Annotated in this window: 17 protein-coding genes; 7 read left to right on the forward strand and 10 right to left on the reverse strand. The window is 63.4% G+C overall.

Annotated elements, in window-relative coordinates:
- Positions 1-5 precede the first annotated feature (5 nt).
- Positions 6-1,115 (reverse strand): aminoglycoside phosphotransferase family protein, encoded by a 1,110-nt coding sequence (locus KUW18_RS08505; protein ID WP_222561174.1) that lies wholly within the window; start codon positions 1,113-1,115, stop codon positions 6-8.
- Between the two features lie 275 nt (positions 1,116-1,390).
- Between KUW18_RS08505 and KUW18_RS08510 the strand changes: the two genes are divergently transcribed.
- A complete protein-coding gene (locus KUW18_RS08510; RefSeq protein WP_206941266.1) occupies positions 1,391-2,887 on the forward strand; it encodes a SulP family inorganic anion transporter in 1,497 nt (498 codons plus the stop codon).
- A 169-nt stretch (positions 2,888-3,056) separates the two neighbouring features.
- Entirely contained in the window at positions 3,057-3,911 is an 855-nt protein-coding gene (locus KUW18_RS08515; RefSeq protein ID WP_222484088.1) for a universal stress protein, read from the forward strand.
- A gap of 138 nt (positions 3,912-4,049) precedes the next feature.
- Here the strand turns inward: KUW18_RS08515 and KUW18_RS08520 are convergent, their stop codons facing one another.
- From KUW18_RS08520 to KUW18_RS08535, 4 genes are all read right to left on the reverse strand, one after another.
- Positions 4,050-4,523, reverse strand: coding sequence for a DoxX family protein (locus KUW18_RS08520; RefSeq protein ID WP_222162762.1), 474 nt, complete (start codon positions 4,521-4,523; stop codon positions 4,050-4,052).
- A 59-nt stretch (positions 4,524-4,582) separates the two neighbouring features.
- Positions 4,583-5,506, reverse strand: a complete 924-nt coding sequence (locus tag KUW18_RS08525) for a putative DNA-binding domain-containing protein (RefSeq protein WP_222561175.1) — start codon at positions 5,504-5,506, stop codon at positions 4,583-4,585.
- Positions 5,503-6,513, reverse strand: coding sequence for a DUF692 domain-containing protein (locus KUW18_RS08530; protein WP_261396484.1), 1,011 nt, complete (start codon positions 6,511-6,513; stop codon positions 5,503-5,505). The genes KUW18_RS08525 and KUW18_RS08530 overlap by 4 nt, the downstream gene beginning before the upstream one ends.
- Before the next feature lie 172 nt (positions 6,514-6,685).
- On the reverse strand, positions 6,686-6,964 hold the full coding sequence (locus tag KUW18_RS08535) for a DUF2282 domain-containing protein (protein ID WP_206941259.1): 279 nt from the start codon (positions 6,962-6,964) through the stop codon (positions 6,686-6,688).
- 242 nt (positions 6,965-7,206) lie between these two features.
- Here KUW18_RS08535 and KUW18_RS08540 point away from each other — a divergent pair, with 242 nt between their 5' ends.
- Positions 7,207-7,566, forward strand: a complete 360-nt coding sequence (locus tag KUW18_RS08540; RefSeq protein WP_222561176.1) for a RidA family protein — start codon at positions 7,207-7,209, stop codon at positions 7,564-7,566.
- 109 nt (positions 7,567-7,675) lie between these two features.
- On the opposite strand, the gene KUW18_RS08545 is transcribed toward KUW18_RS08540, so the two are convergent.
- The 4 genes from KUW18_RS08545 to KUW18_RS08560 all read right to left on the reverse strand — a co-directional run bounded on the left by KUW18_RS08545 (position 7,676) and on the right by KUW18_RS08560 (position 11,790).
- Complete coding sequence (locus KUW18_RS08545) at positions 7,676-9,181, reverse strand: PhnE/PtxC family ABC transporter permease (RefSeq protein ID WP_261396486.1); 1,506 nt, start codon at positions 9,179-9,181, stop codon at positions 7,676-7,678.
- Positions 9,178-9,903, reverse strand: coding sequence for an ATP-binding cassette domain-containing protein (locus KUW18_RS08550; RefSeq protein ID WP_206941255.1), 726 nt, complete (start codon positions 9,901-9,903; stop codon positions 9,178-9,180). The genes KUW18_RS08545 and KUW18_RS08550 overlap by 4 nt, the downstream gene beginning before the upstream one ends.
- 29 nt (positions 9,904-9,932) lie before the next feature.
- Complete coding sequence (locus KUW18_RS08555) at positions 9,933-10,808, reverse strand: putative selenate ABC transporter substrate-binding protein (protein ID WP_222561177.1); 876 nt, start codon at positions 10,806-10,808, stop codon at positions 9,933-9,935.
- A 124-nt stretch (positions 10,809-10,932) separates the two neighbouring features.
- Positions 10,933-11,790 (reverse strand): MurR/RpiR family transcriptional regulator, encoded by an 858-nt coding sequence (locus tag KUW18_RS08560; RefSeq protein WP_206941251.1) that lies wholly within the window; start codon positions 11,788-11,790, stop codon positions 10,933-10,935.
- Positions 11,791-12,131: 341 nt separating this feature from the next.
- On the opposite strand from KUW18_RS08560, the gene zwf reads away from it, so the two are divergent.
- The 4 genes from zwf (at position 12,132) to KUW18_RS08580 (ending at position 15,822) form a co-directional block, all read left to right on the forward strand.
- On the forward strand, positions 12,132-13,631 hold the full coding sequence (zwf, locus tag KUW18_RS08565) for a glucose-6-phosphate dehydrogenase (protein WP_222561178.1): 1,500 nt from the start codon (positions 12,132-12,134) through the stop codon (positions 13,629-13,631).
- Position 13,632: 1 nt separating this feature from the next.
- Positions 13,633-14,316: a 6-phosphogluconolactonase gene (gene pgl, locus KUW18_RS08570; RefSeq protein ID WP_222561179.1), complete on the forward strand. Its 684-nt coding sequence runs from the start codon at positions 13,633-13,635 to the stop codon at positions 14,314-14,316.
- 15 nt (positions 14,317-14,331) lie between these two features.
- A complete protein-coding gene (locus KUW18_RS08575; RefSeq protein ID WP_206941245.1) occupies positions 14,332-14,994 on the forward strand; it encodes a bifunctional 4-hydroxy-2-oxoglutarate aldolase/2-dehydro-3-deoxy-phosphogluconate aldolase in 663 nt (220 codons plus the stop codon).
- Between the two features lie 195 nt (positions 14,995-15,189).
- Positions 15,190-15,822, forward strand: coding sequence for an oxidoreductase (locus KUW18_RS08580; protein ID WP_206941243.1), 633 nt, complete (start codon positions 15,190-15,192; stop codon positions 15,820-15,822).
- Between the two features lie 103 nt (positions 15,823-15,925).
- Here the strand turns inward: KUW18_RS08580 and KUW18_RS08585 are convergent, their stop codons facing one another.
- Positions 15,926-16,879, reverse strand: a complete 954-nt coding sequence (locus tag KUW18_RS08585; RefSeq protein ID WP_222484888.1) for a carbohydrate kinase family protein — start codon at positions 16,877-16,879, stop codon at positions 15,926-15,928.
- Positions 16,880-16,894 lie beyond the last annotated feature (15 nt).

The following is a 16,894-nucleotide window of genomic DNA, read 5'->3' on the forward strand; positions in this document are numbered from 1 at the left end:
TCGAGTCAGCCCGCATCGGCCAGCTCCGCCAGCTCGTCGGTGACTCGTTGGATGATGGGGGCGGACAGGTAGTGATCCACGCGGTCGGCCACGTGATCGACCAGCGCGGCTTGGCTGAGCTGAGCGGACCAGTCTTCACCGCGATGGCGACGATCTATCTGCTGATGCTGCTGCGCGCGCCACTTGGCGCACCAGGTCAGTGACCACAGCCACATGGCATGGCGACAGGCCATCAGGTTGCGCCAATGCGTGTCGCGCCCGCTTTCGGTCATGCGCGCCCGCCAGCGCTGGTAGAGCGCCACCAGATCTTCGATGAACAGCACCGCGCGACTGTGCAGGTCCCAGGTGGTAGAGGTATACAGACTCATGTGCGCGAGGTCGAATCCCGGCAGTGAGTAGCGGCACTTTTCCAGATCCACCAGCACTGCCCGGCCCTCTGGCGTGATCAGGAAATTACCGGGGTGGGCGTCGAAGCTGATGAGGCTCACGGCGGCATTGGCGACGGGGAGTTGCGAGGGCAGCTGTGACAGGGCCTTTTCGATCAGCGGCAGGCTGTGGCGGCTCAGGTTGGCGTCGGGCAGGTGCCGAGCTTGGGCCCGCACATCATCGAGCATATCCCGCCAGGGGGCGGCAGGTGATATCAACGGTGATCGTTGCTCAAGGGCAGGCAGCGGCAGGCTGTGCAAGCTGGCCAGGGCGGTGGTCATGGCGGGCAGGTCGCTGGGTAACCTGGCCGAGCGGCCGTCAATGGCTTCCACTACCAGGCCACCCCTGGGCAACAGCTCGTCGCAGGGTAGCCAGTCGTTGAGTCTTGGGGTATGGCCACTGGCTTGCGCCCGGGTGAAGCAGGCCACCTGGTAGTTGAGGTTGCTGGTGGCATCCAGACCCAGCTGACTCTGCTTGGGCAGTCGTGCCAGCCAGGCGCCGTCTTCGCTGCCGTGGGGCAGCCGAACGTGCCAATGTGCCAGACCGGTATCGGCTAGCGGTTGCAGCAGTGAGTCCGTGCATGCAGGGGGCTGGGGCAAGGGCCAACCGTGCCTCGACAAGCTCTGCTTGAGCGCTGCCAGGGGAGGGCCATCACGCTCGCTAGGCTTGGGCGGGGCGCACTTTTCCATGTCGCGTTCCTTGGACGTTTTGTCATAAGTCGAACCACCTGCTCGATCCTTACAGGTTTTTTTCGCCGCTGGCCAATGGGCGATGCCGTGCAGGTCAGGCCTTGCAGCGTGCCTGGCGTCGCCTTGCGGGTGTGCTTCTGGTAGACTGCGCCACTTCCCGTCAGACACGATCAGCGAGCGCCAGGCACCATGCCTAGAGCGCTGCTTCCTCGTGGAGAAGCGGCTGGCGCCGGCTGACCGCGGCCTCATTTCACACTCATCCCCTGGACCGCCTCATGATGCGATCGATCACACAAGACTGGTTCTCCAATATTCGGGGCGACGTGCTGTCCGGCATCGTCGTCGCGCTGGCGCTGATTCCCGAAGCCATCGCCTTTTCCATCATCGCTGGCGTCGATCCCAAGATCGGCCTGTATGCTTCCTTCTCCATGGCCGTCATCATTGCCTTTGCCGGCGGTCGGCCGGGCATGATTTCCGCGGCGACCGGCGCGATGGCGCTGCTGATGGTGACCCTGGTGAAAGAGCATGGCCTGCAATATCTGCTGGCGGCCACTCTGCTGACCGGGGTACTGCAGATCGTGGCGGGCTACCTGCGACTGGCTGACTTGATGCGCTTTGTGTCGCGCTCTGTGGTCACCGGCTTCGTCAACGCCCTGGCCATTCTCATCTTCATGGCGCAACTGCCCGAGCTGACCAACGTCACCTGGCATGTCTACGCGATGACGGCAGCGGGGCTCGGCATCATTTACCTGTTTCCTTACGTTCCGCGCATCGGCAAGCTGCTGCCGTCTCCGCTGGTATGCATTCTGGTACTGACCGCCGTGTATCTGCTCAGCGGCATGGATATCCGCACGGTCGGCGACATGGGCGAGTTACCGGATACCTTGCCGGTGTTCCTGTGGCCAGACGTACCGCTGAACCTGGAGACCCTGGGCATCATCTTCCCCTACGCGATCATGCTGACCGTGGTGGGCCTGCTCGAGTCGATGATGACCGCCACCATCGTCGATGATTTGACCGACACCCCCAGCGACAAGAATCGTGAGTGCAAGGGCCAGGGCATGGCAAACATCGGCACAGGCCTGTTGGGTGGCATGGCAGGCTGCGCGATGATCGGCCAGTCGGTCATCAACATCAAGTCAGGCGGTCGCGGTCGCCTGTCGACCTTTTTGGCAGGCATCTTCCTGCTGCTGATGGTGGTGTTCCTGTCCGACTGGGTGTCGCGTATCCCCATGGCCGCCCTGGTCGCTGTCATGATCATGGTGTCCATCGGTACCTTCAGCTGGAGTTCTCTGCGCGACCTCAAGAAACACCCCATGTCGACCAATGTTGTCATGATCGCGACAGTGGCCGTGGTGGTGTGGACCCACAACCTGGCCATTGGGGTCTTCGTAGGGGTGTTGATCGCTGCGCTCAACTTCGCCAACAAGGTGGGCAACTTCCTCTACGTTGCCAGTGAGGAACTCGAAGGTGACGAGCGTCAGGGGCGCCGTTACCGGGTCATTGGACAGGTCTTCTTCGCCTCTTCCCAGCGCTTCTCCGCTGCCTTCGACTTCAAGGAAAGTGTCGAGAAAGTGGTGATTGATCTATCTCGCGCTCACTTCTGGGATATCACGGCGGTGCAGGCATTGGATATGGTGGTCATCAAGTTCCGTCGTGAGGGCACCGAGGTGGAGTTGATCGGTCTCAATGAAGCCAGCGCGACCATCGTTGATCGCTATGCCATCCACGATAATCCCGCAGCGGTGGAAAAGCTGATGGGCGGACACTGATCACGGTGACAGGTGCTGCACGATAGGTGGGGCACCGAGACACAAGGACGTGTGGCATGAGAGAGTGACGAGACGGGTCGCGCTGCCACGCGGCATCATGCAAGGACATCGGGGCGCCTTGCCGTCTTTCGGGGCCCTTTATCCATCAACGCCAGGCAGGATGAGAATCATGACAGAACAGGTGATGGCTGCCATCGATGGGTCGCAGTTTGCCGAAAGCGTGTGCGACGTAGCCGCCTGGGCCAGTCAGGCCCTGGGTGCGCCGCTGACCTTCCTTCATGTGGTGGACAATCACCCTCAGACAGCAGAGGCAGACCTGTCTGGAAATCTGGGATTGGGTGCCCGCGAACACCTGCTGGAAGAGTTGGCGAGCCTGGACGAGCGGCGTGCCAAGGTGGCCCAGGAGCATGGCCGGCTGATGCTGAAGGCGGCCAAGGATCGCGTCATGGCGGCCGGCATCTCCGAGCCCAACTGTCGCCAGCGTAATGGCACCCTGGTCGAGACAGTGCTCGAGCTCGAGAATGAGATTCGTCTGCTGGTGATTGGCAAGCGCGGCGAGAGCGCCCAACAGGCCAGCGAACACCTTGGGTCGAACCTGGAGCGGGTAGTTCGCGGACTGCACCGGCCGATCCTGATGGTGCCTGAGTCGTTCAGCGTGCCCAAGCGAGTGATGATCGCCTTCGACGGCAGCAACACCACCCGCAAGGGGGTTGAGTTGCTGGCGCGTAGCCCGCTGTTCAATGGCATTGACTGCCATGTGGTGATGGTGGGAGCCGATACCGGCGACCATCGCAGCCAGCTGGAGTGGGCCTTGACGACCCTGCGAGAGGCCGGTCATGAGGCCGAAGGTGGCATCTACGCGGGCGACGTTGAAGAGGCCCTGTGCGACTACCAGCAGCAACATGCTATCGACATGGTGGTGATGGGTGCCTACGGCCACTCGCGTATTCGGCACCTGCTGGTGGGCAGCACCACGACCAGCGTACTGAGACGTACCAGCTTGCCGGTGCTATTGCTGCGCTAGGCCGCTACGTTTCTAGAGAAGTTCCTAGAAGGAAGCCGGGAGCCGTCTTGTTGTTGAAGGCTGCTCCCGTCGTTCGTCTTGCCGTTTCCCTCCGTTCTGTCTCCTGCCGACCCGTCTTCTTGGCATCAGTGCCCGACACTACGGCTGTCCACTTTCCGGCCGCTTGCACAGCTGTCGGCACAGCAGCGTATCCAGCGAGAGTCGTCCCGCCCCGCGTAGCACCAGGGTGGCCAGACTGGCAGCCCATAGCCCGTGAGTGACCCAGGCTTCTGGGTAGACGAAGGTCTGGATGACCAGCGTCATGATCAGCAGTCCCGTGGCCGCAAGCCGCGTAGCAAGTCCCGCCCATAGCAGCAGCGACAACGAAAACTCTGCCAGTGTCGCCAGATAGGCGGCCAGCACGGGAGAGATCAGTGGCAGCGCGTATTCGTGCTCGAACAGGAAGAACGTGCTGTCGGCAAGGCCAACGCCGTCCACCTTGGTCAGGGCGGACTGAAAGAAGACGGTGCCGACAACCAGTCGCATGAGGACCAAAACAAGATCCAGCGAGCGATGGTCCAGCCATCGCGAGGCCTGTCCGTAGGTGGTCAGCAGGGTGGTATGAATGCTCATGGCGATCCTCATTGGCGGTCGAGAAAGACGCTGTCAGCGACACCTGAACGTCGGCTGGCTCAGACGAGTGGCGGTGTTGCACCGGCGTTGTGTGACGCTTCCTTGGGTGGTTGAGCCTCAGCGGGTTGATGGAGAGCCTCAGCGGGTTGATGGAGAGCCTCAGCGGTTTTATGAAGAGCCTCAGCGGTTTTATGAAAAGCCTCAACGGGTTGATGAAACGCCTCAGCGGGCTTGCATAGCGCCCCCTGACCCACCAGTGTGCCGAGGGCACGCCCCAGCAGGTCGTCCAGTGAGTCGCTGGCACGTAGCCCCCCGGCCAGCTCCTGCTCCATCTCGCCGAGGGCCTGAGCCAGTGACGTCGTCCCATCAAGCCGCCGGTGGAGGTTTGCGGTCACGTCATCGATGGGGGTCATCTGGACGCGTTGGCCGTGGCGCACCAGCAGCCAATGTCTGGGTCCCTGTGACCCTAGCGGAGCGCTGCCTTCTCCTCTTTCCAGGGCCTGCCATAGCCCTTCCACATCGTGCTCGCAAGAGACGCACCGACTGGCGGGCAAGGCCTGTACCAGACAGCTGTCGCTGTCGAGACAGGCGCCCAGTTCACAGGCTTCCAGTGGGACACTGTCGGCGGCATGGCTGACCCTGAGTCGGGCATGCTCAAGACCCGCGATATCGGCAACGAAGCGATAGCGCGACACGTCAGGTGACTGCCTGAGCGCAGTGACGAAGTCACCGCCGTAGTGGGCCAGACGAGGGTCCCTGGGAGGATGATGGGCGACGAAGCGTGAGGCCTCACCGACGAAGCAGCGCTCTCCCAGCAGGGTCAGTGTGTGGGGAAAGGTGTCCTTGAGCGCCTCGATCAGACTCGAGCGAATGTTATTGCGATAGACATCGAGGCCTGGGGTATCGGCTATCGGCGAGGAAGGGCGGTGGGGTTGGCGCACAGCGTCGATGAAGTGGCGCTGCCAGTCCTGTAGGCGGCTCATGGCAAGGCTCCGCTAGCGGGTAAAGGCCTCGCCTGTTGCGAGGGTGGAGCATCCTGGGCGCTGGCATGATGGCGTTGTGCCAGGGCCACTTCTTCCAGCCAACGAGATAGCGGTGGCACTCTGTTGTCCCATTCCACCAGGGTGGGAAGTTCCGGGCGCAGGCGGGCCACCTGCCGATAACGTTGCCATACCGGGTCTGCCACCGGGCTGCCGTGGTCGTCGATATAGAGGTCGCTGGTGCTGTCCTGGGTATGGCCGGCCAGGTGCCATTCACCTACCGCGTGCCAGGGCACTTCCTCCAGATAGCTGTCCAGGTCACGATTCAGGTTGGCGGCGCTGATAAAGGCATTGTTGACGTCGAACAACAGCCCGCAGCCAGTCGCCTCCACCAGGGCCTGCAGAAACTGTGTCTCGCTCATGGTCTGATCCAGCCTGACATACAGGCTCGGATTCTCTACCAGCAGCTGGCGCCCCAGGCTGTCCTGGGTGCGTGCCACGTTGTCGCACATCACCCTGAGAGACTCCTGGTTCAGAGGCACGGGCAGTAGATCGTTGTAACTGTGCCCATCCAGGCGGCTCCAGGCCAGGTGCTCGGATACCAGTGCCGGTTTGAGCTGGTCGACCAGCGTTGTCAGGCGCTTGAGGTGCTCCGGGTCGATGCCTTCAGCGCTTCCCAGGGATAACCCCACACCATGCACCGATAGCGGATAGCGACGCGACAGCACCGCCAGCTGTTCCTGTACCGGGCCTCCCGCATTCATGTAGTTTTCTGCGTGGAGCTCGAGAAAGTCAGGCCCGCTCTCCAGCGCGGCAAGTTCCTGTAGATGCTGAAACTTCAGGCCGATGCCCATGGCAGCCCGTGGCAGCGGCAATCCGGTGGTCGCCGCTGGCGCGCTCGCCTTGGCGGCCAGTGCCGTCGCCCGGAAAGATCCTGGCGGCGTCCAGGCTGACGACACCGAGTCTGTGAGCGAGGATGTCTTGGCGGGGGGCGTGGAGGGTGTCGTCATAATGAACTCCGCGTTGGCGGCGTTTGCCGCCTGCATGGCGCCAGCTGTCGATGACGGTCGGCACCTTACGGCGAGCTGAGGTCTTCAGCCACGTGGCTTCTGGCCTCAAGCGGAAGAAGTCCGCGGGGTCATGTCCGCCTGGCCCCGCGGTGGTCGAAGGTCTGACTCGACGTCAGGGGCGTTCGACTTCGCTCAGGCTGCCATTGCCGTGGGGGGTCTCGATGCCGGTACAGGTCCCCTCGGGAACCAGCGTCCAGGCATTGCCCTGGTAGTCGACGGTAGAGGTGCCCGCACAGGTGGTTCCTGGGCCTGCCTTGCAGTCGTTTTCGCCTGCCAGTGAGATGCCGTAGCACTTTTCCATGTCGCCGTCGGCGGCCTGGGCGGTAGCGATCACTCCTGCTTGTGCCATGGCGGTCGACAGCACTGCTGCCATCATGATGGAACGCTTCATTGGTAAACCCTCATGTTTTAGACAAGGTGACAGCCGGGCTGTCATCACTCAGTCGTCCTCATGAGAGAGACCTGACACTGTTGTGCCGCCAAAAACGCCCGATCGGGCTATCTCGTGCAGGCGAAAGTTGGCTATATTGAACGCCGGCCCAAGGCAGCCGGCGAGACTACCGGGAAGACCTCGGATGAAACATCTTCCTTGTTGCTAATTTACAGTTGATATCACTTTTTTTGGAGAGCGCGATGAGCATTCAGCGTCATGACACCAAGACCCGCATGAGCCGTGGTGTCATTCATCAGGGAGTGGCCTACCTGTGTGGCCAGGTAGCCGGCCCCGAAGCGCGTGAGGGCGATATCACCGCCCAGACCGCCAGCATGCTTGAGCGCGTGGACGAGCTGCTGGCCGAAGTCGGCAGTGATCGCGAGCACCTGCTGACCGCGACCATCTACCTGAAAGAAGGCGAGGATTTCGCGGCCATGAATGCGGTCTGGGACGCCTGGGTACCGGAAGGTCACGCTCCGGCTCGCACCTGCGTCTGTGCGCCGATGCCGGCGGGCGAGTTGAAGGTTGAGATTACCGTGACCGCTGCCATCAAGGGGTGAGCCATCCTGCGGTGAACGGCTGAGCTCGACACTGGTTCAGCCCGTTGTGCAGCAGATCGTGAGCCACGACGCCGACCCTTGGGTCGGCGTCGTCGTTTCCAGCATGAGGTCAGCGCAGGCAGGGGTCGTCGATGGGCGGCTCGCAGGGACGCAGACGCCTCGCCAGGGCGTCGACCAGGATATTGAGCAGTGCCGTCACCACCAGCAGGGCGAAGGCCACGTCGAACATCAGCATCTGGAAGGCATCGTCGATGATGTCACCCAGGGTGGCCACCCCGAGCATGCCCAGCAGCGCGCTCTCCCGCAGAATCACTTCGGCCCGGTAGTAGACCAGGGCCAGCATGCCTGGGTAGACCCGGGGCAGTAGCTCGTAGGCCAGCCGTCCTGATGCCGGCAGCCCTGCCATGCCGGGCTCGATGGCATGGGCGTGGCGGCTGACCAGAAAGGCAATCAATGCGCCATTGTGCAGTGCCAGTGCCAGCCAGGCGGGCAGCAACGACGGGCCCAGCAGCAGCAGAAAGATGAAGGCCAGCATGAGCTCTGGGGTAGAGCGCAGCAGGATCAGAATGCCCCGCCCTGCGCCCCGCGTCAGCGAGTTGCCGAAGTGACGTGATGCCAGCGGCCACAGCGCCAGTGCGATCAGCAGAGCGCCCACCGTGCCGAGCAAGCCCAGCAGCAGGGTATTGGCGACCGCTGTCACCAGGGCAGGCAAGCTCATCAGCCAGTCGACAAGGCCGCTGATATCTCCCGTCAGCAGGGCACGAGGCCAGAGATCCTGGCTGACGAAGCGCCACAGCAGCCCTCCATCGATCTCCGGCCATGGTCCCAGCAGGGTGACACTGGCGATACCCAGCGGCAGCAGGCGGCGATGGGCCCACCAGGGCAAGGTGGCGATCAAGGCGTAGAACAGCCACAGCAGGGCCCCTGCCTCGTGATACCGGCCTTCGCGAAAGGCGCTCTCGAGCTGATAGCCAAGCGTCGGCAAGCCGACGAAGCCCAGTAGAACACTGGCACGCAGCGCGCACTCGAAGCGGTAGCGGGTATAGGCGGCCAACTGGGCGAATGCCAGAGGAAGTTCGGTATAGGCCAGCCTGGCCAGCCGGCTTGTGCCCTCCGGCAGGGCCTCCTGGGCGGCCCGCGGGGTCTGCTCCAGAATCTCCGCGTAGACCTTGGCGAAGATGCCGGCATAGGGGATCGCCAGTGCCGCCAGGGCAGTCAGCGCCGACAGGCCAAACACCTGCAGGAACAGCAGGGCCCAGAACAACTCGTGCACCGCGCGCACACCCGCCGAGGCGGCGCGCACCCAGCGCGAGCGCGAGTAGACCAATGCCAGTGGCAAACCGAGCACGACACCGCTCAAGGTTCCCCAGAACGCCACCGCGACGGTCAGGCCGATGGCCTGGAGCGGCGTTTCGATGGCACCGAGATCCGGCAGCGCCAGGCCCAGCGCCATGCGTCCCAGCTCCGCCCAGGGGTCACGGCTGAGAATCTCGAGGTCCGCCAGCGGAATGGCGATCAGTGCCAGCGCGATCAGCCACAGGCTATGCCGGGCCAGCCGAGCGCCGATGCCGTCGCCGGCCAGCAGACCGGGACGGGAGTCACCGCTGGCCATCATGGGATCGCTGACTCACTGGTGATGGCGGACGCGTCAGGCGCAGCCGTCGCACTGGGATACAGCGCGTCCAGGTCGGCAAGGCTCAGGTTATGGCTGGGGGCATCCAGCACGAGTCGCCCGTCAGCCAAGCCCCAGACCCGGTCAAAGTGGCTCAGGGCCAGTTCCCGCTGGTGCAGCGCCATTACCGTCGTGGTGTGCTGGGCGTCAATCCGGTCCAGCAGGGACATGGCTTGATGGGGGTCGACGCTGGCGACGGGCTCGTCACCAATGAATACCGGCCGCTGCTGGTAGAGGGCCCGGGCGATGGCCACGCGCTGGCGCTGGCCGCCGGAAAGGCGGCCCACCGGTCGTCGGGCGAGTCCGTCGAGGCCTAGCGCTTGGCACAGCGCGGTGATGTCCTTCCAGCAGCTGGCCAGTGGCCGCACCAGGTTCCACAGGTTCGCCAGCGCCGAGTGGTGCTCCAGTCGTCCCATATAGACGTTGTGGTAGACCGAGAGCTGGGGCACCAGACCATGGTGTTGTGGACACCAGGCAGCGTGCGCTCCCAGACGCTGACGCAAGGTGGCCAGCAGGGTGGACTTGCCGGCACCGCTCTCCCCAAGCAGCGCCACTCGTTGGCCTGGCTCCAGCCGCAGCCGGACATCCCTTAACACGATCTGCTGTCCGTGACCGAGATCCTCGCCGTCAAGGCTCAGGCCAGTGAAGTCCACTGCCTCGGACATCGAGGCAGTGTCTTTGGGGCCTTGTGACATCAGCGCAGCAGGCCGAGGTTCTCGGCGACGCTCTCGATGGGGGCGTACATGTTGTTGTCGGCAGGAATAAAGCCTGAGCGCGGGAAACTCTCGAGCAGCTCAGGATCATCCATGCTCAGCAGTGCCTGGCGCACTCTGTCGGTGAAGCCTGCGCCAAAGGTCTCATCGGCGTCGCCACGCAGGGTCCACTGGTAGTCCGGGTAGCTGGGTGTGGACCAGATCACGTCGACCTTGTCCGTATCCACGTCGCCGTTGGCCAGCGCCGCGTCCCAGACCTTGAAATTGACCGCACCGATGTCGTAGGTGCCAGCTTCTACCAGCGCAATCGTGCGCGAATGGTCACCGGAGAAGCCCACCCGGGTAAACAGCTCTTCCGGGGCGGCATCAAAGCGCTCGCGCAGGTAGTGCTCGGGCATCAGGCGGCCTGACGTGGACGTCTTGGCGCCGAAGGTGAAGGTCTTGCCTTCGATGCTGTCCGGGAGCGTATCAGCGGGTTCCAGGCCGGTGCTGGCGTGGGCCAGAAAATAGGTTTCGAAGGCCGCGTCTTCGACGCCCTGGGCCAGGGCCTGGGAGCCAGGTACCAGGCGTCGTGCCTGTACCCCGGAAAGTCCGCCGAACCAGGCCAGCTGCACCTGATCGTTGCGGAAGGCTGTGACGGCGGCGCCGTAGGACTTGACGGGCACATACTCCACGTCCACCTCAAGGGTGTCGGAGAGATAGTCGGCTACCTTGGAAAAACGCTCAACCAGGCGCGACTCGTCTTCGTCGGGAATGGCGGTAAAGCGGAAGGTGTCCGCGGCGGCGACGGAGGGCAGGCCAATCAGGCCGGCGGTGGCGATAGCCAGCAACGACGTCAGCGAAGCAAGTGAGCGCATGGGGCAGCCTTTGAGCAATGAGGTGCATGGTCAGCCATCGCGAGGGCATTCCCGCGGGGCAGGGCGCCTATTGTTGTGCCAATACCCCTTTGAGGCAAGCCGCATGCCGCGACAGCGGCTCGACTCAGTCGTCCACGCTGTAGCGAGTGCTGCGCAGACTGTCCTTGATCTTCTTGAGGTGGTGAAGGAAGTCCTCGCCGCGTCGCAGTGTGACCCCGGTGGCGAGGACGTCGATCAGGGCGAGCTGCACCATCCGCGACGTCATGGGCATGTAATGATCGGTGTCTTCCGGTGCGCTGACCGTCAGGGTTTCGGTGCACTGACGAGCCAGGGGAGAATCCGGGGCGGTGATGCCCAGCACCACGGCACCATGTTCCCGCGCGATGGCGGCGATATCGACCAGTTCTCGCGTTCGTCCCGTGTAGGACAGTACCACCACGACGTCCCCGGTGTGGCAGGCCGAGGCCACCATACGCTGCATCAGCACATCGACGTAGGCGCTGACCGGGAGGTTGAAGCGGAAGAACTTGTGCTGAGCATCCTGGGCGACGGCTCCGGAGGCGCCAAGGCCGAAGAAATGGATTTGCTTGGCCTGGATCAGATAGTCGACCATGCGGTCGATACGTTCGGGCGAGACCTCGCGGCTGGCGAGATCGAGTGCGGCGATGGTGGCACCGAAAATCTTGCCGGTGTAGGCCTCGGCGCTGTCATCGGGTTCCACTGCCTGGCTGACATAGGGGGTGCCCCCTGCCAGACTCTGGGCCAGCTGAATCTTGAAGTCCGGGTAGCCCTTGGCGTCGAAGTTGCGACAGAAGCGATTGACGGTAGGCTCGCTGACCGATGCGGCTTGAGCCAAACTGGCGATACTCATGCCGGTCGCGGCGGCAGGGTCGGCCAGAATGACATCGGCGACCTTGCGTTCGGAGCGATTCAGCTCGTCCAGGCGGGCGCGGATGCGTTCGATAAGATCGTGGCGAACCATGGTCGGCAGTGGCTCCGTAGCGGCGTGGGTGAATGGGACGGTGGGGTGAAGGGGTAGCCAGGGCGACTCCCTCAGGGGATGTGGTGATTTAACTACACAATGCCAGCTATCCTAGCTGTCTCGCCGACGACATCCAATCCACATTCGATGTCCCCGCAATGTACACCGAATGTATAAGCGCAGCGAGCTCAAATTTTGTGTAAGTTTACAAAATATTGTGTGTACTCGCCGCGGAATTTCGACTATTTTTTTGTAAACTTAGATATCCCTGCGGCGAGTCACTCAGCCATTAGATGCCTTGGCCCCGCCCGTCAGGAGTCTACCAGCACACGAGGACGGTTATGACACGACACTCCCGCTCCAGTGACGCCGAGCGCACCGACATTGATCTGGCGCTGTTTGGCGCCTTGGGCGACCTGTCTCGCCGCAAGCTGTTTCCCGCGCTCTACCAGCTCGATCGTGAAGGTCTGCTGCATCCGGATACCCGGCTGCTGGGACTGGCACGCCAGGATATCGATCTCGACGCCTTCCGGGAGCGCATCCATGCGTCGCTCAAGGAGTACGTCAAGGCCAGCGAGCTGGATGACAAGGTGGTGTCGCGCTTCCTGGAGCGCCTGTCCTTCTTGACCGTCGACTTCACCACGGTGGAGGGCTACACGGCGATTGCCGACTGGCGCAAGCAGCAGGCCCAGCAGCGCCCGCTGGTGGTCTATCTTGCCGTGGGTGCCAGCCTGTACGGGGATATCTGTCGACATCTCGAGGCCAGTGGCAGTCTGGATGACGAGAGCCGCGTGGTGGTGGAAAAGCCCATCGGCTACGACCTGGAGTCCTCCTGTGAGGTCAATGATGCGGTGGGAGCGGTATTCCCGGAGTCGCGCATCTACCGAATCGATCACTACCTCGGCAAGGAGACCGTGCAGAACCTGATTGCACTGCGCTTTGCCAACCCGTTGTTCGGCACCCAGTGGAACCAGAACCATATTTCTCACGTCGAGATTACCGTGGCCGAGAAGGTCGGGATCGAAGGGCGCTGGGGCTATTTCGACCAGGCCGGACAGCTCCGCGACATGGTCCAGAACCACCTGCTGCAGCTGGTCTGCCTGATCGCCATGGACCCGCCAGCCAACCTGGACGCGGATGCCATTCGTGACGAGAAGGTCAAGGTACTCAAGGCATTGAAGCCGTTTACCGATGACATGATTGGTCGCGACGTGGTGCGGGGCCAGTACACGGCGGGCACCAGCAACGGCCAGGGTGTGCCGGGGTATCTCGAGGAAGAGGGCGCCAATACCCAAAGCTACACCGAGACCTTCGTGGCCATGAAGACCGAAGTGGCCAACTGGCGCTGGGCGGGCGTGCCCTTCTATCTGCGCACCGGGAAGCGCATGCCGGAGAAGCTGTCGCAGATCGTGATCCACTTCCGTCAGCAACCGCACTACATCTTTGACCCGGATCAGCGCGCGATCGCCGCCAACAAGCTGATCATCCGGCTGCAGCCTGAGGAAGGCATTCGCCTGGAGGTGCTGACCAAGGACAGCGGCCTCGACAAGGGCATGCGCTTGCGCCGGGGGCCCCTGCATCTGGATTTCAACAGCGCCTTCCCCAAGGCCCGTATTCCGGATGCTTACGAGCGGCTGTTGCTCGAGGTGATGAAGGGGCAGCAGTACCTGTTCGTGCGGCGTGACGAAGTCGAGCATGCCTGGCGCTGGTGCGACGAGCTGATCGCCACCTGGGAAGACCGCAATGAACCGCCGCGTCGCTATCCTGCGGGCTCCTGGGGGCCGGTGGCCTCGATCGCCATGATCACCCAGGATGGTCGCAGCTGGTACGAGGACTACTGATATGAGTGCACAAGGTTCCGAGTTGTCGCCGCGCGAGCAACTGGCCCATCAGCTGGCCGAAAGTGTGGCGGCGGCGTTGCGTGAAGACCTGACGGTGCAGCAGCGGGCTCTGCTGGTGGTCTCCGGGGGCTCGACTCCGGTGCCCTTCTTTCATGCGCTGTCGCGACAGTCGCTGGAGTGGCAACGAGTGGACGTGACGCTGGCTGATGAACGTTGGGTCGCGGCTGATGCAGATGACGCCAATGCCCGTCTGGTGCGTGAACATCTGCTGGTCAATCACGCTCAAAGCGCCAACTTCGTGTCGCTGACGACAGACCATGCCACCCCGGAGCAGGGCGCTGAAGAGGTGGCCGAGCGGCTGGCCGGTCTGTCCTGGCCGGCGTCGGTGGTCATCCTCGGCATGGGCGGTGATGGGCACACCGCGTCGCTGTTCCCCGATAGCCGCGAGCTGGACCTGGCCCTGAGCACCGATGCACTGACCGTGGCGGTGCGCACCCCCAGTCAGCCTCAGGCTCGCATCACCCTCAGTGCCGAGCGACTGCACCATGCACGTCGCCACGTGCTGCATCTTACCGGCGACGACAAGCGTTCGGTGCTGGCCTCCGCCATGGCCGGAGACGACGTGCGGGAACTGCCCATCCGCGCCTTCCTGAGCTGCCCGCTGGCCGTCTACTGGGCACCCTGAATTCTGGAGTCACTCATGACCATTGAAAAACAGCTTCCCTCCACTCGTACCACTGAACTGGACAGCATCTGCCTCAAGGCAGAGGTCATTCCCGTCATCGTCATCGACCGCATCGAGGATGCTGTGCCGATGGGGCGTGCGTTGGTGGAAGGCGGTCTCAGCGTGCTGGAAGTCACCCTGCGCACGGATTGCGCCATCGAGGCCATCGCGCGCCTCAAGAAGGCACTGCCTCAGGCCAGCATCGCCGCCGGAACGGTGTTGACCCCGGCCCAGTATCGTCAGGTCGAGCAGGCCGGTGCGGATTTTGTGGTCACCCCCGGCGCCACGGATGCACTGTATCGCTATGGCGTGGAAAGCCCGGTGCCCATGCTGCCCGGTGTCGCCACCATCTCCGAGCTGATGACCGGCTGGCAGTATGGCTACCGTCGTTTCAAGTTCTTTCCGGCGGAGGCCAGCGGAGGCGTCAAGGCGCTCAAGGCCTTCGGTGGCCCGATCGGCGAAGCGCGCTTCTGTCCTACCGGCGGCATCAATCTGGGCAATGCCTCCGAGTATCTGGCACTGCCGAATGTGATGTGCGTTGGCGGTTCCTGGCTGACGCCGAAGTCGCTGGTCGATGCCGGTGACTGGGATGCCATTCGCGCCCTGGCCAAGGAAGCCGCTGACCGCTTCCATCACTGAGCTCTCTGCACTGGATGATGATCCATGTGCTCTCTCTCGACAGCTGGTGCTGTCCTTGATCCGGCCTCTGGCCGGATTTTTTTTGCTTCGTCGTGAGCTCGTCCACACAATGTCGCTATAGCCACGGATATGGCTTCGGATATCGTCCCGGCATGGCAAGATGCAGGGCATTCTCAACGCGGCGGAGGCGGCGACATGAAGGTGCTGTTACTGGGAGCGACGGGACTGGTGGGGCAGGAGGTGCTGAGCAGGCTGCTGGATCATCCGCAGGTCAGTGCCGTGGTGGCGCCGGTGCGTAGACCGCTGCAGCGCGAGCACTCCTGCCTGACGAGTCCTGTCGTGGACTTTGCCCAGCTCGAACAAGGCGGTGAACGGTGGCACGTCGACGCCGTCATCTGCGCCCTGGGTACCACCCTCAAGGCGGCAGGATCTCGCGACGCCTTTCGCTGGGTCGATCTGGAACTACCGCTGTGGTTCGCCCGCCAGGCGCGAGCTGGAGGGGCCCAGCGTTTCTCTCTGAATTCGGCGTTGGGCGCCAGCCCCCACTCACGCTTCTTCTATTCCCGGGTCAAGGGTGAGCTGGAAGACGCGCTAGGGGGACTCGACTTCAATAGCCTGACGATAGTGCGGCCTGGCTTGATCGATGGCCAGCGCCTCGAGGTACGTCGCGGCGAGCGCCTGGGCCTGGCCGCGTCGCGTCTGCTGCGGCCGCTGCTGCCCAGGCAGTGGCGCCCGAGTCCGGTATCAAGGATTGCCCAGGCGCTGGTCGACGGTGCCGTCCTGGCCCCGGCTGGGCGTCACCTTGTCGAGGCCAGGGATCTGGCCTGAGCAAACACTGCATCTGCATCCATGCGCTGACGTGACACTACGCTGCGCGGATGGAACGACAGGCGACGGCCCCGGGGGCGGGCAGTCACCGTAGCGGATCGCTTCAGTCGATCACATCTTCTCGCCGGGGCAGCGCCGAGTACGCACCGGGGCGCGTCACGGCATGGGCGCCGCAGCGACATGCCAGGGTCAGGGCGCGCTCAAGAAAGGCGCCGTCCTGGGCCCAGTCGGGCTGCTGCCAGTCGTGGTCGGCAAGGGCCGCCAGCAGGCCGCCGATAAAGGCATCGCCGCCAGCGGTGGTGTCAACCGCCGTCACCGCTGGCGGTGTCATGTGAGTCACGCCGCGAATCGTATGGGCTGCCACCGAGCCGGGACCATCAGTGATCACGATCAGGCGTGCTCCGGCCGCCAGTCGTTCGGCCAACCAGTCTTCCCGGGGGTGATCGCCACGCAGGGCGTCGAGTTCGTCGGTCGACAGCTTGATCAGGTCCGCCTGGTCCAGCAGGCGGGTGACCAGGCCTATGTCGATCTGATGATCTGGCCACAGATTATGGCGCAGGTTGGCGTCCACACTGACCAGGCAGCCTGCTCGCGCGGCCATCTCGGTGATGGCCAGCGAGGTCTCGGCGATGTCCTCATCCGTCAGGCTGTTGCTGCAGAGGTGCACGATGGCGGGCTCTGCAAAGACGCCCTGGGGCAGGTGTTCCGTGCGGTAGAGCAGGTCAGCGGCAGGCGGCCGATAGAAGTCGAAGGTGCGCTCACCCTGGTCATCACGTGAGACGAAGGCCAGGGCGGTGCGGGCCTCTTTCGTGCGCGCAACGCCGCTGACATCGACACCGTGGTGCTGAAGCTCGGCAGCGATGAAGTCACCGAAGTGGTCGTCTCCCAGCATGCCCAGAAAACGACTGGTGAGACCCAGGCGGGCGCAGGCCACCGAGACGTTGGCCGGTGCGCCACCGGCGTAGGGCGTGAAGGTCTCTGGACCTTGCGTGCTGCTGCCCAGCCGGCTGGACAGCATATCCACGAGCGCTTCTCCGAAGGCGATCACAGGGGTCATGGGAGGCTCCTCGGC

This window comes from Halomonas sp. DP5Y7-2, from assembly GCF_019802025.1.
Classification (GTDB): domain Bacteria; phylum Pseudomonadota; class Gammaproteobacteria; order Pseudomonadales; family Halomonadaceae; genus Halomonas; species Halomonas litopenaei_A.